Here is a 25,280-nt window from a genome sequence, read left to right as displayed (position 1 = left end):
TAAATGTTGCTTGCAGTGGCTCAGTAGGGATGAAATCGAGTGCAACTAATAGGCATGCAACTGAAGTATAACAAGTATAAGGTCAATTAATAAAAATTTTATCCAACTATCGATCGTGTCAAGAATAATGGAAATGAATAATGAAAAATCTATTAATGGGTATTGATAGTGGTTCACAAAGTACCAAAGTAGGTCTTTTTGACCAACAGGGAAATGAAATTTGTTATGGCAGCGATTTATTAAAGAGTACTGAAACACCCGCACCGGGTGTTGTTTATCATCCTGGAGACGATCTCTGGGAAAGCTTGTTACGAGCCGTAGAGAATTGTCTTGATAACTTCACTGGCGATCGGAGCCAGATTTTGGGAATAGGGTTATGTACTATTCGCTGTTGCAGGGTTTTACTGGATGAAAAAGGCGACCTGGCTGAACCTGTCATCAGTTGGATGGACATGCGTATGTCACAACCCTATATTCACCAAAATGAGGCAGTGAAATATGTGACTACGACCTCCGGTTATCTGGGTTTTAGGCTCACTGGCTCCTTTAAAGACAGCTGTTCCAACCAGGAAGTATATTGGCCGATGGATTGGCAAACTTTACAGTGGGCTGATGACGCTGAAATCCAATCTCAGGGGTTAAAGCGCAGCCAACTTTTCGAATTGATCAAGCCAGGTGAAAGTTACGGCCCACTGAGGTCGGAACTGTCTGAGCGTTTTGGTCTACGTTCGGATATTCACGTATTTGCTACAGGCAATGACAAAGCAGTAGAAGTGTTGGGTGCGGGTATTGACACTGCGGATGAAATTATGATCTCGTTGGGGACATTTATTTCAGCCATGCTCTATCGTCATGATTATTACTCTAATGCCGAGACTTTCTTCCCAACCCTAGCATGTGAACCTTTTAAGTATGTCTACGAATCCACAGGGATCAGACGTGGCATGTGGACGGTCAGTTGGTTTAAAAATCTGGCTGGTGAAGATATCAGCAAGATCGCAGAGATGGAAAACATCAGCGAAGAGGACGTATTAAACCGTATTGCTGAATCGATTGCACCCGGTTCTGAGGGGTTGATAACCCTTCTTGACTGGTTGAGCCCACCTAGCCACCAATTCCGTAAAGGAGTTATGTTTGGTTTTGATCAGCGGCATACGAAATATCATATCTACCGTTCTATTTTGGAGGCGATTGCGTACACGATAAAAAATAATATTGATTTAATGCTCAAGGAAATCTCCTCCTCAATTAATACTATTTATGTTATCGGTGGCGGGGCAAAAAGTGATGTTTTAGTACAGATTATCTGTGATCTGTTTGGTAAAGAAACCTATACCCTTAAGGCAAATAGCTCTGCTTGCCTTGGTGCTGCCATGTGTGCTGCTGTTGGATTAGGGCTGGTGGAAGATTTTAATCACGCCAAAAGAGAAATGGTTCATATTAAGAAAAAATACTCCCCTAATCAGGAAAACCATATTTACTATGATGGCATTAATAGCAATGTGTATACCAAAATAAGAGACTACACCGATCCTCTTCTATCAGAGGTTCATAAATTCCTTAATAAAGCATCAACGTAAAGTCATTTATTAAAACTATACCCAAAATAATTCGAGTTGCTTATAGGCGGCAACTGAGCGAAGCCCCAGGAGCTTACTCAGGTAAGTGACTGGGGTGAACGAAGGCAGTCAACACCCAAGCAACTTGAAGTATGACGAGTATATTCCAATCTACAAACGATGGTGTACCCAGGTATTGGTTCAGTACCTGGGTAGGGTGTCTCGTTGTGTGGAATGTTAAGGTTGAAACAGTATCATACAGGTAGACAATTATGGAAAATAGAGTAAATAAAACACCAATAAAAAACAGCAACAGATATCTGCAAATATTGCTGTTGACCATCGCAGGTGGGGCAATCTACCCTATGCTATATTTAAGGCAAATCTACCAGGATACGATGATCCATGCCTTTAATATCTCCCATGTACAACTCGGTGAGTTATATTCTGTTATGGGGCTTTTATTCTTTATCTGCTATACGCCCAGTGGCTGGTTAGCTGATAAAATAAAACCGATGAAATTGATCACTTTATCTCTATTAGGGACAGGGTTATTAGGTTTGTGGTATAGCACCTTGCCTTCGTACACAGCGCTACTGATTATCTTTTCAGGTTGGGGAGTGACAACCGGGCTAACCTTCTGGGGCGCAGTGATGAAACGCATCAAACTGCTGGCTTCCAAAAATGAAGCGGGGCGTTTCTATGGTATCTATGATGGAGGCCGTGGTTTAGTTGAGTCAATTCTGGCCAGTATTGCGCTCTATATTTTCTCGGTAACGGTGGGCCCGGACGATACAAATATCGTTCAAGGATTGGTTTATGTTATTCACATGTATTCCTGGTTTTGCATTTTTTTAGCAGGCGTATGTTTTATCTGTATCTCTTTCGAAAGCAAACAGCCTGAAGAGAAAGAAGAGAAACAGGCTAAAGTAAACAATAAAAGTTTACTCAAGGATCTCGGTTATATTTTACGGCAGCCTGAAGTGTGGTTGATCGCCATCATTATTTCCTCTGGCTACCATTTATTCTGGTCCACTTACAGTTTCTCTGGGTATTTACAGTCCGGCGGTTGGGGCTTGACTGCGGTGATGGCAGGCACGATCACGACCATAAAACTGTGGTTACGCCCGGTAGGTGGCGTTGGCGGTGGCTTTTTGGGCGACAAGTTTGGGAATATCAAAGTATTAACCCACGCGCTGACGTTGAGTGCGTTAGGGTTGGTAGGGCTGATCTGTATCCCTTCAGTCAACTTACCGGCGAATGTTGTCGTCGGGTTCTGCATTTTCTTTATTCTCTTTGTGGGTCTGCTGACTTATGCCGTACGTGGTCTGTATTGGGCGATTATAGAGAATCTGAAAGTGCCAGAAAGTAAACTCGGCCTGGCAATTGGGGTGATTTCAGCCATCGGATATTGCCCAGACATCTTTATTCCGCTGATCAATGGCTACATTATGGACTATGCCCCAGACCAGAAAACGGGCTATCAACTATACTTCAGTTATACCGTTGTTATGGCCTGTTTCGGTATCGTTGCCTGCTATGTGCTGAAGCAACGTGTCAGCGTGCGGCCTGCACCTGCGGTAACGCCGGTGACTGTCGAATAAATAGACTGGTTGCCCCCGCAATGATATCTGCGGGGGCAACCAGCGGTAACCTTGATACAGTCAATGTCATCACGTTCTACCCTATCACTGGTTTTTATCAGTCAGCAGACAGAAGCATGCCTGCTTAACTTTATCTATCAGTTGTCTGGCCAGCGGAGTTAATCCCTGTTGTTGTCTATAAAGTAAGATGTATAGCGCATCAGGCAGTTTCTCTTTTATTGGCACCCTTGTTATAAGGTCTTTGATAGAAGAAATCTCAAGGGTTGCTTTGGGAGCAATAAAAAGATAGTCCTCATTTAAAGTAAGTTGTTCACCAATGACTAGCGAGTCACCATAAATCACAATATTCTTGTCTTCTTTGCCATTTGGAAAAATAAAATCTTCCAAACCCTTAAAGTATCCACTTCTTGTGCTCGGAAAAAACCATTTTGCCCCTTTCAATTCACTTAATGAACGGCAGTTAGAGAGCTGATGTCCTTTTTTTGCAATGATACAAAATTCCGTATTGAAGCAGCTTTCAACCGTAAATTCATTCATCGATATTTCAGGTGACTCAATACCAATGTAAAAATCTAATCGCCCCAGGCGTATTGGGGCAATTAACTCGCAAAGTTGTCCCTCGACAATCGTAATATTTGCACTCGGGTTTTTCTCTTGAAACGCATTAATCAAAGAGGGAAGCACACTAAAAGCGGGGAGGTGTGAACAGCCAAAAGTGACATTGCCCTGAGATTGTTCACTCAGTTGATGCAGCTCGTCTACGGCTCTTTCCAGATCGTTAAGCAACGTGTTGACCCTGGGTTCAAAAACGCGCCCCATCTCGGTTAATACCATGCCTTGTGGGCCTCTGGCAAGTAAGGTTACCCCCAGTATCCGTTCTAACTCCTGAATGCTTTTGGTCATCGCAGGCTGAGTTTTAAACAGAGCCTGCGCTGCGGCTCTGACGTTTCCATAATGGATAATTGCCTGAAAATCCCTGAGCTGATTGATTTTTGGCAGTTCTTTCATGGTTCACCATATAGGTTTTAACGCTGATGGAAGATTCTAAATTTAAGCCTAGATGCTGGACCAATAAATGTAAATGCCAGGAAATTTTAGGGGGCTCGATTAGGATTTTTAGATATCAATACGGCATTTAAAACTGATGGAGTGTGGTTTTGAGGGATTAGTGACTTACCTTTAAAAGGTAATATATTTCTGCTTATTATTTGCGGAAAAGCAGTGAGTTTTGCAAGAGCAATGGCGGTAACTAAACGGATATCCCCCACTCGAAAGTGGGGGGGGTATATGTAGGTGTTGTGGCCAGCCTATCTAGTGTTGAATACAATACCGATCAGGCAAGAGATACTTTATCTGATGACCTGGTAATACTACTTATTAGCCAGCCCCCAATTTAAATACCTTATTCACTGTCGTCGTTTTGAAATCATCTTTAATGCCCGTTACTGTGACTGTAACATCGGTACTGATAAACCTATTCGCGTAGGCCGCTGCCTCAGTCGCATAAGCATCATTGGCAGGAGAATAAGTAGCTGTTCCATCGCTCTTGATTGTTGCCCCATCAGTACCATTTACACTAGATGCCACCGACGTCACAGTTGTGAGTTTTGCACCACTGAGGTTATAAATCAACTCTCCTGAAATGGTATTGCCGTGCTTGTCGTATAACGGTAGTGCTTTGAGGGTCACATAGTTTCTCATGAAAATGTTACCTCTTTGCCTTACATCGAGAGTCTGTCTAGTCACCCCCATAACGGGAGTGGATTGCGCGGCATTCCATGCCCCTGGCGTTATTGTCACTGCTGTTGACAGCCCCTCTAACGTAACACCGGAAGATAACACGGTAATGCTGGCAACGCCGGCCTTGGTACCATTGATACTTGCGGTATAAGTACCGTCATTGTTGTTAACCACTGCTGTTATCTCGGTGTCAGCCAGGTCGGTAACCAACTCAATATCCAGATCCTTAATGGCATTGCCGTTCGCATCTTTGGCAGTAAGGGTAAGCGTAGAGCCCGTGCGGTCATCGGCATTAATGCTAGCTTTGCTTGGCATTAACGTCGATTGTTCACTGCCTACCGCTCCTGGCACTAATGTGACGCTGGTTGTCAAGCTCAGTGGATTGCCACCCACGCTGGCCTGCAGTGTTGTAATACCCGCTGCCACACCTGCGGTCAACGTCGCGGTATAGACCCCGTTGTCGCCTTCGGTCACGCTACTTAACGTACCCAACGTACTGCTAAAGGTGACGTTCTGACCGGTTACCGGGTTATTGTTGCTATCTTTCAGCATCAACGTAATCAGCGTTGTATCCGTCCCGTTTGCCACGATATTGGTTGCTCCAGTCTCCAGACTCGAGTTTACAGCTGTCATCTCGCCTGCTACAAAGCTCAGTTCAGTGCTGCTGGTGACGCCGCCGACTTCTGCTTCCACTTTCACGCTGCCCGCTTGTTCGCTGGTGACCGGCAGAGAAGCGATACCGTTGGCATCGGTGGTCACGGTCTCCTGACGGGTTGAGCCGTCCGGATTGGTCACGGTAAAGGTGACGTCAAAGCCGGGGATCGGGTTGCCGTTGGCATCCTTGACCGGTAATTGCACGGTATTCACGTCGGTGCCGTTGGCCACGGTATTACCTGTTGCCGCGGTCATGCCGTCTTCCTCGATCTTCGCCGTGCTGCTGTCAGCAATAAAGCTCAGTTCAGTGCTGGTCGTTACGCCGCCGACTTCTGCTTCTACTTTCACGCTGCCCGCTTGTTCGCTGGTGACTGGCAGAGAAGCGATACCGTTGGCATCGGTGGTCACGGTCTCCTGACGGGTAGAGCCGTCCGGGTTGGTCACGGTAAAGGTGACGTCAAAGCCGGGGATCGGGTTGCCGTTGGCATCTTTCACCGGCAGTTGCACGGTGTTGATGTCGGTGCCGTTGGCGGTGGTGTCACCCGCTGCTGCGGTCATGCCGTTCTCATCGATCTTCGCCGTGCTGCTGTCAGCAATAAAGCTCAGTTCAGTGCTGGTCGTTACGCCGCCGACTTCTGCTTCTACTTTCACGCTGCCCGCTTTGTCGCTGGTCACCGGCAGAGAAGCGATACCGTTGGCATCGGTGGTCACGGTCTCCTGACGGGTTGAGCCGTCCGGATTGGTGACGGTAAAGGTGACGTCAAAGCCGGGGATCGGGTTGCCGTTGGCATCCTTGACCGGTAATTGCACGGTGTTGACGTCAGTGCCGTTGGCCACGGTATTACCTGTTGCCGCGGTCATGCCGTCTTCCTCGATCTTCGCCGTGCTGCTGTCGGCCACAAAGCTCAGTTCAGTGCTGGTCGTCACGCCGCCGACTTCTGCTTCCACTTTGACGCTGCCCGCTTGGTCGCTGGTGACCGGCAGAGAAGCGATACCGTTGGCATCGGTGGTCACGGTCTGCTGACGGGTAGAGCCGTCCGGGTTGGTGACGGTAAAGGTGACGCTAAAGCCGGGGATCGGGTTACCGTTAGCATCTTTGACCGGTAACTGCACGGTATTCACATCCTTGCCGTTGGCCACGGTATTACCCGTTGCCGCGGTCATGCCGTTTTCATCGATCTTCGCCGTGCTGCTGTCAGCAATAAAGCTCAGCTCGGTGCTGCTGGTGACGCCGCCGACTTCTGCTTCTACTTTCACGCTGCCCGCTTGTTCGCTGGTCACTGGCAGAGAGGCGATACCGTTGGCATCGGTGGTCACCGTCTGCTGACGGGTGGTGCCATCCGGGTTAGTCACGGTAAAGGTCACGTCAAAGCCGGGGATCGGGTTGCCGTTGGCATCCTTGACCGGTAACTGCACGGTGTTGACGTCAGTGCCGTTGGCCACGGTATTACCTGTTGCCGCAGTCATGCCGTCTTCCTCGATCTTCGCCGTGCTGCTGTCGGCAATAAAGCTCAGTTCAGTGCTGGTCGTTACGCCGCCGACTTCTGCTTCTACTTTCACGCTGCCCGCTTTGTCGCTGGTGATCGGCAGAGAAGCGATACCGTTGGCATCGGTGGTCACGGTCTCCTGACGGGTGGTGCCATCCGGATTGGTCACGGTAAAGGTGACGTCAAAGCCGGGGATCGGGTTGCCGTTGGCATCCTTGACCGGTAATTGCACGGTGTTGACGTCAGTGCCGTTGGCCACGGTATTACCTGTTGCCGCGGTCATGCCGTCTTCCTCGATCTTCGCCGTGCCGCTGTCAGCAATAAAGCTCAGTTCAGTGCTGGTCGTCACACCGCCGACTTCTGCTTCCACTTTGACGCTGCCTGCTTTGTCGCTGGTCACCGGCAGAGAAGCGATACCGTTGGCATCGGTGGTCACGGTCTGCTGACGGGTAGAGCCGTCCGGGTTGGTGACGGTAAAGGTCACCTCAAAGCCGGGGAGCGGGTTGCCGTTGGCGTCTTTGACCGGCAGTTGTACGGTGTTGACGTCGGTGCCGTTGGCCACGGTATTACCTGTTGCCGCGGTCATGCCGTCTTCCTCGATCTTCGCCGTGCTGCTGTCGGCAATAAAGCTCAGTTCAGTGCTGCTGGTGACGCCGCCCACGTTGGCTTCGACCTTCACGCTGCCGGCTTTATCGCTGGTGACCGGCAGAGAAGCGATACCGTTGGCATCGGTGGTCACCGTCTGCTGACGGGTTGAGCCGTCCGGATTGGTCACGGTAAAGGTGACGTCAAAGCCGGGGATCGGGTTGCCGTTGGCGTCTTTGATCGGTAACTGCACGGTGTTGACGTCGCTGCCGTTGGCGGTGGTGTCACCCGCTGCTGCGGTCATGCCGTTCTCATCGATCTTCGCCGTGCTGCTGTCGGCAATAAAGCTCAGTTCAGTGCTGGTCGTTACGCCGCCGACTTCTGCTTCTACTTTCACGCTGCCCGCTTTGTCGCTGGTCACCGGCAGAGAAGCGATACCGTTGGCATCGGTGGTCACGGTCTGCTGACGGGTAGTGCCGTCCGGGTTAGTGACGGTAAAGGTGACGTCAAAGCCGGGGATCGGGTTACCGTTGGCGTCTTTCACTGGCAGTTGCACGGTGTTGCTGTCGGTGCCGTTGGCCACGGTGTTACCCGCCGCTGCGGTCATGCCGTCTTCATCGATCTTCGCCGTGCTGCTGTCGGCTACAAAGCTCAGTTCAGTGCTGCTGGTTATACCGCCCACGTTGGCTTCGACCTTCACGCTGCCCGCTTTGTCGCTGGTCACCGGCAGAGAAGCGATACCGTTGGCATCGGTGGTCACGGTCTCCTGACGGGTAGAGCCGTCCGGATTGGTCACGGTAAAGGTGACGTCAAAGCCGGGGATCGGGTTGCCGTTGGCATCCTTGACCGGTAATTGCACGGTGTTGCTGTCGCTGCCGTTGGCCACGGTATTACCTGTTGCCGCGGTCATGCCGTCTTCCTCGATCTTCGCCGTGCTGCTGTCAGCCACGAAGCTCAGTTCGGTGCTGTTGGTCACGCCGCCCACGTTGGCTTCTACCTTCACGTTGCCGGCTTTATCGCTGGTCACCGGCAGAGAGGCGATACCGTTCTCGTCGGTTTTCACCGTCTGCTGACGGGTTGAACCGTCCGGGTTGGTGATGGTAAAGGTCACGTCAAAGCCGGGGATCGGGTTGCCGTTGGCGTCTTTCACTGGCAGTTGCACGGTGTTGACGTCGGTGCCGTTGGCGACGGTATTGCCTGCTTTTGCCCCCATGCCGTTCTGGTCGATGGTGGCGGTGGTGCTGTCGGCGACAAAGCTCAGTTCGGTGCTGCTGGTCAAGCCGCCGATTTCTGCTTCGACCTTCACGCTGCCTGCCAGGTTGCTGGTCACCGGCAGAGAGGCGATGCCGTTCTCATCGGTGGTCACCGTCTGCTGGCGAGTCGTGCCATCCGGGTTGGTGACGGTAAAGGTGACGTCATAGCCGGGGATCGGATTGCCGTTGGCGTCTTTGACCGGCAGTTGTACGGTGTTCACATCCTTGCCGTTGGCCAGGGTGCTGCCGTCTTTGCCAGACAGGCTGTTTTTATCGAGAGTCGCCGTCGTATTGTCTGCCGCCAGGGTGACGGTAGCCGGTTTCACGGCGAGGGTTGCCCCGGTGATGTTGGCACTGAGTTTCACCACGCCCACTTTGCTGCCCGCCGTAAAGGTGGCCAGATAGACACCAGGACGGTCTGGGGATTCGGTTATCTCACCGATAGTATGTGGCGTTGGTTGCTGCGCTGAAGCCGCAGCCGGGCTGATTTTGTTGGCGACGGATGGTGCTTGGAACTCGCTGTCCAACGTGATTTGCCCGGCGATCCCGCTGATGGGGCTGCCGCTGCCGTCTTTCAGGGATAATTCTACCTGCGTGGTAGAACGGCCATCGGCCGGCAAGCGGGCATTTTTAATCGTCAGTTCGGAGGTTGCCGCAATACCGAATCCGGTCACGGCGATTTCCCCCTGAGCAGGGGCAGAACGGTTACCCGCTTTGTCCACCACGGTGACACTGATCGGGTAGCTGTTATTGCCCTGCAGGCTGTACGCGGGCAGCACCGCTTGCCACCCTTGCCCTTTAGGCATGATTTTCCCGCCGGCTGCGGTAAACCCGTCGGCCTGCCATTCAAACGACGCCACGCCATGCTTGCTGGTGACGGTGATCGGCAACGCGATCGTCTGGCCGGAATCCCCCTGCATCAGCGGGGCCATGACCACGTTCAGTAACTGTTGCTCGCGGTATTGCAGAACAATTTCATTATTACGGTCAACCAGCTCGTAGCGGCTGCCCGCCAGGGTACGTTTTGCCCCCACGTTGGCCGGGTCAAGCTGCTGCGACAAGGGGGTGCCAAGGGCGTAGTTGAAGGAGAGGTTGAAGCGAGTTTCCTCCATGCCACTGTTACCGCGCTTATGGTCAGCACCGAGGGTCACCAGTGGAATAGGGGAGTAATTTACGCCGACGGTAAAGGCCGACGGGTCGGACTGGCGGTTGTCTTTGCCAAACAGGCCGACTTCATCACCAAAATAGTGTTCATAAACCAGCTTACCGCCCAGCTGTGGCAGAGCGGGCAGATAGGCTTCGGTGCGGATATCAAAGCCGTTGGCGGCTTTTTCATCAAACCCGTCCAGGTCGCGTGAGTTCTTCCAGCCGGTAGCGCCAAAATAGCCGTTGGCGCCGATACGCAGGTAATCACGGGCATATTCGCCGCCAAGACCAATGCGTGAATGGCGCCCTTGAACGTCTCGGTCAAGGAACAGGTTATAGCCAAACATCTGCTGGTCGAGGAAATGACGCTGGCCGATGCCCGCGTTAAGGGTGAGGCGGTCGTTGATATAGCGCATGCCTAACTGGCTGAAAGTGAGCAAGCTTGGGGTATCTTGCAGTGGTAACAGGACATCGACCTGGCTGCCTTCAAGCGTCAACTTGTCATCCACATTGAGTTGTACTTTGGCGGAGCCAACCTGATTGAGCCAGTTTTCTACGGCGGTGTTTGCCGAGCTGGTCGCGGCTCCACGGGCGATAGATTCAGCCTGTTTGGTTGGGTCACCGCTGGCTAACACACCGGCTAAACGGGTGGCGGCGTTGGCCGTTGCCTGTTCCTCTTCAGTATGGGCCTTCTTTGCCGCCATGACGGCGGGGGTATAAGCCAGGCTCATGGGGAAGGCGACTTGGGTGACAATATTAGCCCAGGCTAACAGCATGGATAGCCGAGATTTTTTAGGAGTCTCTGGATTATTGGCAGAGAGTACGACGTGTTTTTTCACGGTAAATACCTTATAGATAAATTAAAACGATATGTTCAATATTCAAAAGATCGGCTCGGTACAGCTGCCTCATCTATTTATCGAGATTTGAAAGCGTAATTAATTGGCTTAAAATTAATGCCAATCATTAGACTGTGATTTGGGTTTTAATGATTGTGGCTATTTTTTCATATCAGTAAAATGAGTTTTGCGAATAATAATATAGAGTGAAATTAAAAAATAATCACAATAAGTCGAGTTGGTGGTAATGAAAACACCGGGTTATACTTTCGTAAAATGTCTAAAACGATAAGTTTAAAGTTAATTAATGAACTCTTTTTTATATGAGTTCATATCTCAAATGGATTTTTTTTGATACTCAGTTTATCCATGAGTCCTTGCCCTTGCCTTTGTGAATGTGGTGCTTGATTTCTTGAGAGTCTATATGACAATTTTATGACATCCTTTTTTCTGTAGCGCTCCCCTATTAGCTAGCCACTATTGTATTGGGTGTTACAAAGAACGTAAATAAAGTAATTTTTATAGGTGATAAATTTCACGCAGTCTATTTTGGGGAGTTAACTTATTTTCATTGCTGATAAAAATAAGTTTTTTAATTGCAATGGCATGTGATTATATTCAGCGCCTATCTTTGCGCTATCTATAAATAATAACGTAAGTTTGGTCAATAAAAATCTGTGTATACTCGAGTGATTTCAAGCGACAAGATGGCGGCTAAAGTCATTTATTGCTCAACCTTGCTGTACCAAGGGTAGTTCTTACACTCTCTGTGCAGTTTGTCTATCATCGTTTTTGCCACCATCGTCAGTGGCAGGCGATGGGAGTAGATAAAACTGTAGGTTGCATCAGGTAATGGTTCTGCGATGGGTATTATGCAGAGTTGTTGGTTTAAGTAAGGCACCTGAAGGAGCTCTTTTGCGGCCACGGTCAGAAAATCAGCATTTATGACCATCTGCAATGCTGTCGCTGCGGTATCCCCTCTGATGATAGTTTGTGCTTTTTGCTCCCCTTCAGGGAAAAGCAGGGCATCCAGTTCACTGTAGTAACCTATTTTGGCTGTTGGTAAATACCATTTTGCCTCTTTGAGCTGGCTCAGTGAGGTGCTTTGGGCTAGTGGGTGCCCACGGCGTGCTACAACCGCAAAAGGAGTAGTAAAGAATGGCTCTTTGATAAAATCGCTAGTTAGAACAGTTTCCGGCGACGTTGCACCGATGACAAAGTCTAATTTCCCCTCACGTAGTGTAGGTAATAGCTCGGAAAGTTGTCCTTCCGTAAGATTAATGTTGACCTGCGGAAAGCGTTTATGAAAACGCTGGACTGCCGATGGCAACATGGTAAAAAATGGCAATGACGAACTCCCTAACTCAATGGTTCCACGGGAGTTGGTGCTAAGCTGCTTTGCTTCATTGACAGCTCGTTCTAACTCTTTCAGTACTAATTTAACCCGGGGTTCAAAGAGTTTGCCTGCTTCAGTCAGTACCACACCACGTGGTCCGCGAATCAGAAGTGAAGTTCCCAACATCTTCTCAAGCTCATTCATTGATTGTGTCAATGCAGGTTGGGTCTGATGCAGGGCTTTGGCGGCAGCTCGAAAACTCCCGTGTTCTATAATTGACTGGAACATTTTTAATTGATTGGGTTTAGGCAGGTTTTTCATAACTGTGCTGTCTGTTTCTCTCTATGTCACTGATGTTTTATGTTAAGGAATAGCGCTTTTATTGATTTGGATTATTATCTTTTTTTGGAAGTAAGCCAAAACAAGATAAAAGTAATGCATTGGTAGTTTATCTTGTTGTTGTCGTGTCAATTCAAGTATTGGGTAATATGCTGTGGAAATGTCAACGGTGTTTTTTACCCAAAATTACCCTATAAATCTTCCCCTCAATGCTGATAAATTTACCTTACTTTAACTATGCAACGTAATATGACCCAATCACTTCGACTGACAAGGACGTAAGCTTTGCATTGTGAGGTAATGTTTATCTGTATAATGATGGATATAACTTTATTTTAAAGTAGTATAAGATTTTGCTTATGGGTTGTGAAGGAAATATTTTCTATCGGTGATAATGGAAAGTAATTGTTGAAAGAAGGCTAGCTAACGCCTTAATGAATAAAGAAAGTTTCCAATAACGCCACTGTCGTTCTGCAACCTTATTTTGTAAATACTTTTACTTATCACTTATAAAGATAATTTATTTTCAGTATTTGTGTTTTACCTTTGAAAAAATCTCATTGAAAAACGCCCATCTTAAAAGATTATCAATATTTTATTGTGTAAAATAGTGTCAAATACAGTCTTCACTATGTTGATTGGCTGCGAATCTCACTATTTTAAATGCCATTCTACAGCAAGATTTTTTATTAATTCTCATTAAGAAATTTAAATAAAATTATTATATCTGCTATCGCTTGTGAAGTGCTCGGTACATACCGATTTCTACGAAGTTCAGTAAGACTTGCTGAATGGTACTGCTCGCCTCTGTCAGCATGAGCAATGACATTGCATGCTCAACCAACTGGCGTTTTGATATGCACATTTTCAGCAGCGAATTCGCTTTCACGTTCATAGCCTCAGGGATCCCTGACGAAATTCGGGAGTGGGTTGCTTACCTGGTTTTTACTGATTGGTGCTGATTTTGTCATATCAGTTAACTCTGGTTGGGAGTTTACTCTTGCTCAAATTGGCATCGGAAAAGTCTATACACGCCAAGCAAAGTAGAAGCAGCAATGACTTTATTACTAAGCAGTGCGGATGGGTGAATGTTTACTAATGGGGTAAACGTTTACGCTCGGCTCAAAAGGAGCGATGGAATGACCGTGATTACCGGGCGTTCGGCGATATCATCCATCGTTTTTTGTGTTACAACGCCGTTGGCGGCCTCATTAAACGCTGAAACTCACTCAGCGCGTAGCTCAAGAGTTGTTTGAATTTTCCTCTAGCAGATTTGTCGTTTAGTTTTCATCTATCTACAACGTTAATTCACTTAGGTATAAAGCAGAGCCAGTGCTACAGATAAATCTGGCTTCACTCTAGATGTGGAAGTTTCTATACGATGTTATTTAATAGCGTTAGTCACTGGTATTGTTGATAAATAATAACTTATTGAACTGCTATTTAGAACAATGTAGCATTGCGGCGCAGCGAGATGCGCAGGCGATAGGGCCTCTGCCGCGTTGGTGGCTATTCATATCGTCTTATATTGGTATCGGCTAATCGTATTGTCGACGAGTGATGAACGCCTCGACCTCCGTGGAAGGGAGCCTTTGTATTGTTTCGAGATGATGAAATATGACGACTACCCAACCGACAGCTTTATCTGCCCGCCAAACGGTATTACCTGGCAATTTATCCAATCGTAATAAGGTACAGCGCATACTGGTCATCAAGCTGCGCCATTTTGGTGATGTACTGTTGACGACGCCACTACTCAGTACACTGCGTGTCAATTACCCTAACGCACAGATCGATGTCCTAGTTTATAAGGGCACTGAAGCGATGCTGGCGGGGAATCAAGATGTTTTTCAGTCCTACACCGTAGATCGTAACCTTAAGCATCAGGGTTTCAAAGAGCAGTTTCGCGGGGAAAAGGCCCTGTGGAATAGGCTGCGGAGTGCGCACTACGACTTGGTGGTTAATCTGTCTGACCAGTGGCGTGCGGCGTTATATTGCCGCTTCCTGAAACCATCTTTCAGCTTGGGATTTCGTTACTCTAAACGCAACAACTGGCTGTGGCAGGCTTGTCACTCTCTACTGGTGGCGACCGACGAACACCAGCAGCAGCACACCGTATTGAATAATCTTGATATTCTTGCCCCATTGGCGTTGCCAAACCAAATGACCAAAGTGACACAGGCTTACCGTCAATCTGATGTTGATGAGATTGAACGTCTGGAGCAACTACACCACGTGACCCGTTTTGTGCTGGTGCAACCTACCGCCCGTTGGGCGTTCAAGACTTGGTCTATAGCGGGTTTTACCGAGGTTATCAATCACCTCACGGCCAGAGGGGAAACCGTAGTACTGACCGGAGGACGTGCAGAGGATGAAATCGCTATGATAGCTGCCATTGAAGCGGGGCTTAGCCTGCCGCATCAGGTGATCAATCTGGCTGGTCGCCTTGAACTGCCGGAGCTAGCCGTGTTAATCGATCGGGCGAAGCTGTTTATCGGTGTGGACTCTGTACCGATGCACATGGCTGCGGCCCTGCAAACCCCTTCCGTTGTGCTATTTGGCCCGAGTAATCTGGAACAATGGTCCCCTTGGCAGGTACCGCACACCCGATTATGGGCAGGGGATTATCGTGTATTACCGGCCCCTAATGAGATAGATACCGATACCACAGAACGTTATCTGGATGCCATTCCTGCCAAGGACGTTATCCAAGCTGTTGACCACCACCTTATGGACGAAGACGCTTCAACCAGAGATTATGCGCGCTTACAGACAGCGTGTTCATTTAACCCAGATATAAGCCCATCGCCATGACATCAAAAAACCTGTCTTCTACGTTGCCACTCACGCCCGTTCGCTTTCAATTGTTCAGCCTGATTGCATTTTTACTGGGAATTTTTCTACCCAGCTCTAACGCGTTGATGAATATTTCGTTAGCGCTGGCCGCGATTTGCGTGCTGTGGCAGCGGGATTTCCGCTATGTGATGCCGTTACTTAAGGATCCTTTGGTCTGGTTACCTGCCTTAATGTTTGCCTTACTGGCTATTTCGTTGCTAACCAAGCACCACGACTACGGCCCGAAGATGGTAGGCAAATACCAGAAGTTGCTGTACATACTGCCGTTAGCGCTGTTCTTCCTGATTGATAAACGATTGTTCTCTCGGTTTGTCGACGGTTTTTTACTGGCCAATGTGGTGATACTGGCTATCAGTCTGACGTCGGGCATCGGGCATGTCACACTGTGGGGGCTTGAGCCAGAGAACCCGACGGTTTTCAAATTGCAGATAACACAAAACGTGTTTATGGCGTTGGCCGCTCTGGTGTGGTTGTCTCGCGCCTTTGCGCAATCTGGCGTGAAACGTCTGATATACGGTGCGTTGGTTGTTTTGGCAGCCGCTAATGTGTTGTTAATGGTTCAAGGCCGTACTGGTTATGTTGCGCTGTTCGCGGGGGTAGGCATCTGGTTGTTGTTGACGTTCCAGCGCCGGCAGCGTATCGGGGTTTTGTTTTGTGGTCTGCTGGTTGCCGTCGCGTTGGTTTTGATACCAAATCGTGCCACGGAACGCCTGACGCAAGGTCTACAGGAGATCCGCCACTGTGTGTTGGCTCCGGCGGAGTTAGCCTATCAGGTTTGTGACAACTCGATGGGGCAGCGTACCAGCTTTGTCCGTGAATCATTACGCCTGATCAAACAGGCACCGCTGTTGGGAAATGGTGCCGGGAGCTTCTGGTACAATAATGTGGAAAGCGGCTACAACGTACATAACCCACATAATGAGTATCTGCTACAAACGGTACATAGTGGCCTGCTCGGGTTGGCGATATTCCTTGGTTGGATGTTCTGTTGCTTTCGGGCGGCCTGGCGTCAACCAGTAGCCTGCCGCAACCTGCTGGTAGCCGTGCTTGGCAGCTATATGGCCTGCCACTTTTTCAACTCGTTCCTACTAGACTCCTCCGAGGGGCACCTGTTTATGGTTATCGCCAGTTTCTTGGTGGGCGCGGTAGTGGTGAGAGAGGTTAGACCCGATCCCTAGGAAAAAGTGATTTGCGTTAGGTTGTGCCAGCTTGATTGCACCTTCGTAACGCTGTAACCCGCTCAATGGCCCCAATCCTGTGGGGCCTTTTCGTTTACTCCGTAACCTGCCGTGTTCATTATCTTATCTCCTTCTTTTACTGACATATTTCTGTCACACGCTCCCTATAGTTTGTATGTGCTAGCAATGAATGCAAAAACGAAATTTTAGATAGGGAGGTTAGATGAAACACAACATGCTCAGCCTGATGATTCTCGGATTGGTGTTGGCTGCATCAGGGTGCAATGACAGTAATTCGGTTAACAATATTGAAAACTCAGCATCGAAGCCCGCTAAGAACGTGCTGTTTTTTTTGGGGGATGGTATGGGTATTGCCACATTGACTGCTGCACGTATTTATAGCGTTGGTGAAGAGGGCAATCTGACGATCGATACCCTGCCGGAAAGCGCGTTTGTCCACACTTATTCGAACGACGCACAGGTGACCGACAGTGCGCCTTCCATGTCCGCCTATATGACGGGGATCAAGACGAATAATGAAGTGATCTCAATGTCCCCAGACACCTTGGCCACAAACCCGCAGGGCAAAGCTTATCACGTTAATTTTGACAGTACCTGCCCGCCGGACAACGGTCAGGCGGTGGAAACGTTGCTGGAAAAAATGAAAGCCGCGAACTATAGCACCGGGATTGTGACCACCACGCGGGTCACGCACGCAACACCTGCGGCGACCTATGCCCATATCTGCCATCGGGATGCGGAAAACACTATTGCCGCCGCGTTAGTACCCGGTGGCACAGGGTTTAATACCAAGCTAGGAGAGGGTATTGATGTGATCTTTGGAGGAGGCGTTAGCTATTTCACACCAAAGACGGCGGGGGGGACTCGCGGCGATCAGCGTAACCTGGTTGCAGAATTGCAGGCAGCCAATTATCACTATGCAGCAAACAAGCAGCAGTTCGATCAACTGCCGGTTGATGGTAGCAAACTCGTCGGCCTTTTCACGCCTAATCACATGTCTTATGACCTGGATCGCGATCCGGAGCAGGAACCTAGCCTGGCAGAGATGACGTCAAAGGCGATTGATGCTTTGGCTGCTAAAGAAAAAGGTTTTTTTCTGATGGTAGAAGGTGGCCGTATCGATCACGCCCTTCATGCGACTAATGCTCGCCGGGCCTTGCAGGACACGGTTGCGTTCGATCAGGCAATCAAAGTGGCACTGGAAAAGATGCAGCAGCTTGACCCCGATTTGAAAAATACCCTGATTGTAGTCACTGCCGACCATGACCACACGTTGCAAATGAATGGCTATGCACAGCGCACTGGCAAAACGGAGGAGGGTAATCCTGGGGTGTTAGGCATCGTGAAGAATTATGTCAGTGGTGTTGACTCAACGGATGTGGATGGTAACCCGTATACCATTATCGGTTTCGGTAATGGCCCTGCTCATAAGGCAACCCGTGGCCCTATCGACGACCACGAGCTGGAAAGTGCCGATTTTCTGCAGGAATCCGTTATTCCTTTAAACACAGAAACGCATGGTGGTGGTGATGTTTTCCTCGCAGCGCAAGGGATGGGGTCGGAACTGTTCAGTGGAACGCTGAATAACGATCGGGTGTTTAGCCTGATTAAGCAGGCGATTGACTTGCCGTGAACCCTCGTTCACTCAGCGCAACCCCTCTTTCCAGAATGAGCAAAATGATGAAAAAAAGACAATCTGTGGGCAAAACCAATGGCTGTTCTCTGTTTCTGTTGAGCCTATTAACGTTTGCTAGTGGGAGTACCTACGCCGCAAACGAAGCCAAGAACGTGATCTTCTTCTTGGGTGATGGCATGGGGCCAGTGACCGTAACGGCGGCACGTATCTACAAAGGTGAGAAACAGCTGGCGGCTGAGCCGGGCTCACTGAACAGCAGTGAGCGCGCGGAACTGACTATGCAGTCGTTGAAGTATGCTGCACGTATTAAAACTTTCTCCAATGATGCCCAAACCACCGACAGTGCCCCCTCTATGGCTGCGTATATGGCCGGTGTGAAGGCAAACAATGAAGTGATTTCAATGTCTGCCGATACCAAGGCCTATACTGCCGACGGTGCACAGTATATATCGGGCGAGGACAGTACCTGCCCAGCGGGCAATGGTGAACGTGCCCGAACCTTGTTAGAACTCTCCAAGGCTATGGGGCGTTCGGTTGGCGCGGTATCAACCACCCGAGTGGGTCATGCGACGCCAGCGGCCACCTATTCCCATATTTGTAATCGTAATGGTTACAACACTATCGCTGAACAATCCGTACCTGGGCATCCTAACTACAACAGTTGGTTGGGGGATGGCGTGGATGTGTTGATGGGAGGGGGGCAACGTAACTACCTACCGAAATCGGTTAACCCCAGAAGCAAGAGAAGCGATAATCTGAATCTGGTGAGTGCGATGGAGAGTGCAGGTTATACCTACGTCGACAGTGGTTCTCAATTGCGTAATCTGAACACCGATTCGGTCGATAAACTGTTTGGTTTGTTCGCACAAAGTGAAATGGCTTACGAACTGGATCGGGTCAATCAGGATCTGGATCAGCCAAGCCTGGCCGAAATGGCGGAGAAAGCGTTAGAAGTGCTCAGCCGTAATGAAAAAGGTTTTTTCCTGATGGTGGAAGGCGGGCGTATTGATCATGCTCTGCACGGCAGTAATGCCAAACGTGCATTGGAAGATACTCTGGCGATGGATGAAGCCATCAAGACGGCGCTCACATTTATGGAGGCCAAAGACCCTGGTCTTAAAAATACCTTGATTGTAGTGACCGCTGACCATGACCACTCCATTGCCTTTAACGGCTACGGCAAGATCGGTAATCCGATCCTTGGCAAGGTTTACGATTACCAGAATGGAGAACTGGCCAAAGCGGCCGACGGCAAACCGTACACAACACTGGTTTTTGGTAACGGTGGTCGTCCCAATGCCAGCGGCAGTAGCCAAATCAATGTGGAGGATAACAATGCCCCTTGGGTTGCTCCAGCACGTGGTACAGAACGTGAGGATCTCACTGATATTGACACCACACAGGATAATTTCCTGCAGGAAGTGGGGATCAACCTGGGAGCTCCTGGAGCGGAAACGCATGCCGGGGGGGATGTCATGCTTTACGCCGACGGCGCGGGTTCACAAATCTTTAAAGGGACTATGGATAACACCAAAGTCTTTTTCAAAGTGAAAGAGGCAGCAGGTTTATGATGGACTGGCGGAGAATATTTGGTCTGGCGCTACTGATGGCGACAGTTTTACCTTCTGGTGCAGCGGAGCAAGGATCGCAGGTACAGGCAGATGCTGTGCCGTCCGTCAACCTGCGATTGGACTATGAGAACCGGGCGATAGGGCATGATGGTATCACGCGAGATAGTCGTTATACCGATCTAATGTATCGCCGTGCGGGTGTGGTTTGGATCGAACGTGAGCTGCCTACTGCTGTGCTTGAAAGCAAAGAGCATGATCATGAGCCTGCTTCCCCTCATGCGGGGCATGCGCACAGTGAAGCTCAGGGGGCACCACTGTTGATAAAGCAAGATGCTGAAACCGGCAAAGTGAGCGTACAGCTGGTATTGCACAATCTGCAACGCGTGATTGATGTGGAGTTGGCGCACTACGGCAACGTAGGGTACGGCGGATCTTGGGCTTCAGCCTACTGGCTGGTTGATCCCACAGCCTTGAGCCGCATGGAGAAACAAGGCCCGGTTGTTGATGGTATACAGCATTATTTGCTGCATAAAGGGGAGAAAACCACCAAAGTGGCCTGGGACGTGGTCGGTCAGTATGCTCGCAGTATTGAGCAACGAGATAGTCATGGCATCTCGATCCAACGTATGACAGCGACACCCTTTGCCGATCCGCAGCGGTTACCTTGGCAACCGCTGGCTGATTATCAACGCGGTGATTACTCCGACCTGCTGGATTGAGTGGGATTTCAACCTCACGCCCTGTAAAGGCGTGAGGTTGAAATGAGTTATTTACTGCTCACGGGTAGACCTATACCCTGGGACGATCCCTGCGGTTTAGCCAGTAGTGTAACCGACCACGCGGGTACCGTGATGGTGCCATCAGTGGCGATAACAATACCTGATGCCAGCGACTGGGTTCCCAATTCCTGCTGAATAGCGCTCAGACTGAGATTTTTACCCGTAAAATCACTTATCGTTCTGGCTTCTGGTGCCGCATTAATCACTACCACCAGTGCATCGGTTTGCGGATCGAGATCTTTACCTGCCTGAGTGCCGTCATCAATGGTCATCACTAGCAACCCTAACTGTTGTGTTGCACCGGTGTTGCGGAAATCAACGCGTTTAATCACTTCACTGCCGCTTCCCAGAGTGATAAGCGGTGAGGAGTGACGTAACCGGGTGAGCTCCTGATAGAACGCAGTCATTCGCGTGATTTCTGAGCAGTCAGGCGTAGCAACCGCGTCTTTTACCTGGCTGATTATCCCGTAGTTTACGCCATCATCACTAATACGCGGCATACCTACGTTGAAGTTATTGTCCTGATAGCTGTAGTCAACGCGGTTATACCAGTCACCGGAGTCATAGGAGTCGCGGGTGAAGGACTTGGAGCGTAGCAGTTCGGAGCCTTGTTGATCGAAGGCCAATCCTTGACCCAGCAATGCAGTGGCCAGAGAAACCGCCTGCATCCGCACACGGGTTGCCAGATCGGCTTCATTTGCCGCTTTATAGCCGATCATATCCCACAGGGTCTGGTTGTCGTGTTTGGAGACATAGTTGACGATTTCGGTAGGATCGCTGGCGTAGCCACCGATTGCGCCGTTGTAGTCAATTTCACTGCCTTTCTTCAGGTTACCGTCTTTATCGATCAGCAAGAACTCGGCCAGATTGCCCGCCATCCCCAAACGTGTCAGATCGGCCAGATGGCGCACGGAATCTTCGCTTTGCTGGGCCAGCTCGTTGGCCAATACGCCAGCCCCGTTGCCCAACCCCTGATTTTGCCGCAGAGCTTCTTTCTCATCGAATGGGCCACCGCCACGCACGGCATCGCGCAGGCGGTCGGAGAAGGTGCCAATACCAGTGCCTTTCAGGTTGATTTGTGAGGCGATTTCAAAGCGATCCTCCTGCCCGGAATTCCAACCTTCACCAAAGAAATAAACGTTAGGGCTCACCACGTTGACTTTTTCACGTGCCGCGAGGATCTGGGCTTTAGGGTGATAACCCATCAGATCGAAACGGAAAGCGTCAATCTTGTAGTCTCTACTCCAGACAACTAAAGAATCTTCAATCAGCTTGGCGAACATCCGGTGTTCCGGTGCCGAATCGGAACAGCAGGTGGCAGATTCCACGCTACCGGTCGATTCGTTCAAGCGCTGGTAATACCAAGGCACAATCTTATCCAGCACGGAGGTGCGATCGGTTGGGCCCGCAGCGTTGGTATGGTTGTACACCACGTCCATAATGACGTTCATACCCAACTGCTGTTTGATGGCCTGCACCATGGTGCGGAACTCTTTGATACGCAGCGTCCCTTCTGGATTGGTGGAGTAGGAGCCTTCCGGCACCGTGTAGTGGAAAGGATCGTAGCCCCAGTTGTAGGAATCGGTTTGTGATACGTAGCCGTTCAATTCCTGTACTTGCGGATTGTTCTGGTTATCATCCTGCTTCAGTTCGTTGAGCACTTCACTTATGGTCGAGGCGCTGTTGCAGTAATCAGCAAAGCGGCTCTGCCGAACGGCACTGTTCAATTCACACAAACGGCTGAAGGGCTGTGGCAGATCGGCCACTTTATCTGAGAACTCATTCACCGTGGCCAGATCGAACACTGGTAACAATTCAACGTGTGTCACTCCCGACTGCGCCAGTTGCTTGAGGTGTTTGACCATATTGCTGTCTTCTGCGGTTAGCGCCAGATATTTGCCGCGTATGGCTTCAGGCACCGTCTGGTCAAAGGCAGAAAGATCGCGGATATGGGATTCATGGATCACCATGCTGGCAATATCGGCTTGGGTCGCCTGTGGATGGGGCATACTCAGGCTGTCCCAGCCTTCGGGTTTCAATTCGCTGTCATTGAGATCGACGACCTGGCTGTACTCCGAGTTGCTCGAGAGGCTATGAGAGTAAGGATCGGTCACCTCGTACTGTTCAACTTTGCGCGATTGTGGGTGGTAAACGGTGAGCGCGTAACGGTAGAAAGCCCCTTTGAGATCGCTGCCGCCCTGATAAGACCAGGCACCAGAGTCAGTATCGTGTGTCATCGGATAACTGCCGATCACTTTTTTATCCACGCTGTAGAGCACCAGTGCTACCTGTTGGGCGGTCGGTGCCCACAGGCGGAAAGTGATACCAGAACCTCCTATCACCGCACCGTACTCCAGCTCCTCGGCGGCGGCAGAGAAGCGATCATCCAGCACACCGGCGGTTTGTACCTGCGTAGCTGAACTGATGACCCCATCCTGATCGGTAGCAAGCGCAATGGTTTCGCCGGTCAGTAATTCGTCTACACTGACATTTTCCGGCAACTTAAATGCGGCATAATTGGCAAGATGTGGAAAGCGCACGCGCGTCTCTTCGCTGAGGGTGGTGGGGGTCAAAGAGAAATAGCGATCGGTAAATTGTCCTTCGCTGTTGGCGCTTACCTTGCTACTGTGGTTGTAGTAAAGGCGAACAATCGGTTTATCTTTCCCGGCGGGCCAGAGGATAGTCTGTTTATCTACCCAGTGTGCCTCTGCCTGTGCGACCCCGAATGCGGCACGGAAAGCTTCGGCGCGAGTATCGTAAAGTATGTTGCTGCCCGCAAGGACAGACACTGTGCGGTCGGGGAAATCGCTAAACGTCAAACGCATGTCTGCGTCGATCAGCTTGTTGGTACCATCGCGCAGAATAAAGTTGATGCAACCGGTCGTTTTGTTGAGATCTATCACCCAATAGGGGCCGTATTCATCACTGCCTGTTGGGGTGTTGCTGGTGTCATCCCAGCCCGCAAGGGGTTCTTTCAGTGCGTCACAGGTATCATTGTTCCACAAAAACAGGTTTTTAGTGCTGGGAAGACTTCTTGCCGCTTTTCTGCTGACAGCGGCGACATCAACCAGATGGATCACTGCCCTGTTCCCCTCAGCGACGACTGCTTCACCGGGGATGGCAACGTTAGGTAAATGCGCAACGGGTTCTTGGTCACTGGGAGTAGGGGTATCAGGCGTATTTGGTGTGCTGGCTTTAATACTGGAAGAATTGTTGTTATCACAGCCGTTAAGTAACACCAACGAACTTAAGAGTAGGGCATTACAGGTATGTTTAAGCATTCTAAATTCCCTCTACCCTTTGTTCTTTAAGATGTAGGAGGATTGGCTGTGTTATTCGGCCCATCCTTGGATTTCGTCCCCTAGGGCGCTTTCCACAGTGTTCAAATCGGCCTAAGACCAATTTGTCTCTTGTTCGCGCCACCTACCTGCATCTTGAAGTAACTTGGGTATATCAGACTCACATAATAGAAAGTAAGAGACGGTATTCGTTTGTAAAACAAGGGCATTAGATATTGCTGATGGGGCAGGAGCATCCTCCTGTTGGGGGAGGCCTCAGGGCGTAGGGGGAAGGAGGATACCCAACCGGGTAGGGATGATGAACCCCACAAAGGCCAGAATTGTTATTTAGGTTAAAAAAATAAATCACTTTTAAAACAGAAAGATGAAAATTTTACTTGGCGGGAAATAATTATTTTTTCGTTATGTGAGTTTGTATAAAGTATGAGGCTAAAAACAAGGATGCTGCGCAGAACCTTGGCATAATGCATAACAGGCACACGGCGACTAAAACATTGGGTATTGTTTTTCCTTACAGGGATATTACTAAGAGAAAGCATGATGCAATTTTCTGGGATGACATTGTCAATCAAGGGATCCGTTTTAAAGTGGTTAACCCCACGTTGGGTGCTGTATGTAGCCCTCTTTCTGATGTTAAATCAATTGGCTATGCTGACTTGGCACCTTTGGTTACCTTCTGAAATCCCAGCCCCTGTACTGAGCAAAGAAAATTTACCGCAGGTAAGTAAAGCGCGCAGTGACACGGCAGTGGTCACTCATTTTACCCTGTTTGGTACTGCGTCCCCAGCTTCCACTAAGGCTGTAGATATTGCCGGGTCTGATTCCTCTTTGCTTAAGGCACCACCTTCGGTGCTTAAAATCAATTTGACCGGCATTGTGGCAAGCCCGACCCCCGCACACTCTATTGCTATTATCGCCAAAGGCAGCAAGCAGTTTAGTCTGACTATTGGTGACAACACGCCGGGATACGACGCCAAAATCGCGGCTATATACCCCGATCGAGTGGTGATTAGCTATCAAGGGCGTTATGAAGCGTTGCATCTGTTCGGTGAGTCGTCCGTTGTGGCCAAGGCGGGCGGTGAGAGACCCCTATCAATTCAGGCTGAACTGAAGCAGCAGCCGCAAAATATTCTGAACTACCTGAACATCTCCCCCGTCATGGTAGGTAACAAACTGACCGGGTATCGCCTGAATCCTGGTGTGCAAAAGGAGTTGTTCCAAAAGGTTGGGTTGCGGGAAAACGATCTGGCTGTGGCTATTAATGGTCTAGATCTGCGTGATGCCCAACAGTCTCAGCAGGCACTGAAACAACTGCCTGAACTCAGTGAACTGAATCTTACCGTCGAACGCGATGGTCAATTGCAGGATATCTACATTGCTCTTGGAGATAATTAATTG

At 49.6% G+C, this 25,280-nt stretch carries 13 protein-coding genes; 8 read left to right on the top strand and 5 right to left on the bottom strand.

The features are described from left to right. The first annotated feature begins 140 nt into the window (after nt 1-140). A complete protein-coding gene (locus OK023_RS14545; RefSeq protein ID WP_317693407.1) occupies nt 141-1,580 on the top strand; it encodes an FGGY-family carbohydrate kinase in 1,440 nt (479 codons plus the stop codon). Nucleotides 1,581-1,831: 251 nt separating this feature from the next. Further along, nucleotides 1,832-3,163 carry an MFS transporter gene (locus OK023_RS14540; protein WP_317693406.1) on the top strand — a complete coding sequence of 444 codons (1,332 nt, stop codon included), beginning with the start codon at nt 1,832-1,834 and terminating at the stop codon, nt 3,161-3,163. 84 nt (nt 3,164-3,247) lie between these two features. Here the strand turns inward: OK023_RS14540 and OK023_RS14535 are convergent, their stop codons facing one another. The 4 genes from OK023_RS14535 to OK023_RS14520 form a co-directional block, all read right to left on the bottom strand. Then, nucleotides 3,248-4,171 carry a LysR substrate-binding domain-containing protein gene (locus tag OK023_RS14535; protein ID WP_317693405.1) on the bottom strand — a complete coding sequence of 308 codons (924 nt, stop codon included), beginning with the start codon at nt 4,169-4,171 and terminating at the stop codon, nt 3,248-3,250. 369 nt (nt 4,172-4,540) lie between these two features. Next, entirely contained in the window at nt 4,541-10,867 is a 6,327-nt protein-coding gene (locus tag OK023_RS14530; protein WP_317693404.1) for an Ig-like domain-containing protein, read from the bottom strand. Nucleotides 10,868-11,591: 724 nt separating this feature from the next. Beyond that, nucleotides 11,592-12,491, bottom strand: a complete 900-nt coding sequence (locus tag OK023_RS14525; protein ID WP_317693403.1) for a LysR substrate-binding domain-containing protein — start codon at nt 12,489-12,491, stop codon at nt 11,592-11,594. A 781-nt stretch (nt 12,492-13,272) separates the two neighbouring features. Beyond that, entirely contained in the window at nt 13,273-13,437 is a 165-nt protein-coding gene (locus tag OK023_RS14520; RefSeq protein ID WP_317693402.1) for a hypothetical protein, read from the bottom strand. A 722-nt stretch (nt 13,438-14,159) separates the two neighbouring features. Between OK023_RS14520 and rfaQ the strand changes: the two genes are divergently transcribed. The 5 genes from rfaQ to OK023_RS14495 all read left to right on the top strand — a co-directional run bounded on the left by rfaQ (nt 14,160) and on the right by OK023_RS14495 (nt 20,523). After that, entirely contained in the window at nt 14,160-15,356 is a 1,197-nt protein-coding gene (gene rfaQ / locus OK023_RS14515) for a putative lipopolysaccharide heptosyltransferase III (RefSeq protein ID WP_317693401.1), read from the top strand. After that, nucleotides 15,353-16,576, top strand: coding sequence for an O-antigen ligase family protein (locus OK023_RS14510; protein WP_317693400.1), 1,224 nt, complete (start codon nt 15,353-15,355; stop codon nt 16,574-16,576). Before rfaQ ends, OK023_RS14510 begins: the two co-directional genes overlap by 4 nt. Before the next feature lie 223 nt (nt 16,577-16,799). Next, on the top strand, nt 16,800-18,230 hold the full coding sequence (locus OK023_RS14505; protein ID WP_317693399.1) for an alkaline phosphatase: 1,431 nt from the start codon (nt 16,800-16,802) through the stop codon (nt 18,228-18,230). 44 nt (nt 18,231-18,274) lie between these two features. After that, entirely contained in the window at nt 18,275-19,804 is a 1,530-nt protein-coding gene (locus tag OK023_RS14500) for an alkaline phosphatase (RefSeq protein WP_317693398.1), read from the top strand. 35 nt (nt 19,805-19,839) lie between these two features. Further along, on the top strand, nt 19,840-20,523 hold the full coding sequence (locus OK023_RS14495; RefSeq protein WP_317693397.1) for a hypothetical protein: 684 nt from the start codon (nt 19,840-19,842) through the stop codon (nt 20,521-20,523). 47 nt (nt 20,524-20,570) lie between these two features. Here the strand turns inward: OK023_RS14495 and pulA are convergent, their stop codons facing one another. Continuing rightward, a complete protein-coding gene (gene pulA, locus OK023_RS14490; protein WP_317693396.1) occupies nt 20,571-23,864 on the bottom strand; it encodes a pullulanase-type alpha-1,6-glucosidase in 3,294 nt (1,097 codons plus the stop codon). A gap of 555 nt (nt 23,865-24,419) precedes the next feature. On the opposite strand from pulA, the gene gspC reads away from it, so the two are divergent. Next, nucleotides 24,420-25,277: a type II secretion system protein GspC gene (gene gspC, locus OK023_RS14485; protein WP_317693395.1), complete on the top strand. Its 858-nt coding sequence runs from the start codon at nt 24,420-24,422 to the stop codon at nt 25,275-25,277. The last annotated feature ends 3 nt before the right edge of the window (nt 25,278-25,280 follow it).

Source organism: Serratia sp. UGAL515B_01 (assembly GCF_033095805.1).
In the GTDB taxonomy this organism is placed as follows: domain Bacteria; phylum Pseudomonadota; class Gammaproteobacteria; order Enterobacterales; family Enterobacteriaceae; genus Chania.
Note: the sequence above shows the minus strand (reverse complement) of the source record. Positions and strands in the feature narration are given on the sequence as shown.

Bases quoted from the DNA above. Each gene is read 5' to 3' on its own strand.
- OK023_RS14545 (WP_317693407.1), top strand. From the start codon at position 141: ATGAAAAATCTATTAATGGGTATTGATAGTGGTTCACAAAGTACCAAA.
- OK023_RS14540 (WP_317693406.1), top strand. From the start codon at position 1,832: ATGGAAAATAGAGTAAATAAAACACCAATAAAAAACAGCAACAGATAT.
- OK023_RS14535 (WP_317693405.1), bottom strand. From the start codon at position 4,171: ATGAAAGAACTGCCAAAAATCAATCAGCTCAGGGATTTTCAGGCAATT.
- OK023_RS14525 (WP_317693403.1), bottom strand. From the start codon at position 12,491: ATGTTCCAGTCAATTATAGAACACGGGAGTTTTCGAGCTGCCGCCAAA.
- OK023_RS14520 (WP_317693402.1), bottom strand. From the start codon at position 13,437: ATGAACGTGAAAGCGAATTCGCTGCTGAAAATGTGCATATCAAAACGC.
- rfaQ (WP_317693401.1), top strand. From the start codon at position 14,160: ATGACGACTACCCAACCGACAGCTTTATCTGCCCGCCAAACGGTATTA.
- OK023_RS14510 (WP_317693400.1), top strand. From the start codon at position 15,353: ATGACATCAAAAAACCTGTCTTCTACGTTGCCACTCACGCCCGTTCGC.
- OK023_RS14505 (WP_317693399.1), top strand. From the start codon at position 16,800: ATGAAACACAACATGCTCAGCCTGATGATTCTCGGATTGGTGTTGGCT.
- OK023_RS14500 (WP_317693398.1), top strand. From the start codon at position 18,275: ATGATGAAAAAAAGACAATCTGTGGGCAAAACCAATGGCTGTTCTCTG.
- OK023_RS14495 (WP_317693397.1), top strand. From the start codon at position 19,840: ATGGCGACAGTTTTACCTTCTGGTGCAGCGGAGCAAGGATCGCAGGTA.
- pulA (WP_317693396.1), bottom strand. From the start codon at position 23,864: ATGCTTAAACATACCTGTAATGCCCTACTCTTAAGTTCGTTGGTGTTA.
- gspC (WP_317693395.1), top strand. From the start codon at position 24,420: ATGATGCAATTTTCTGGGATGACATTGTCAATCAAGGGATCCGTTTTA.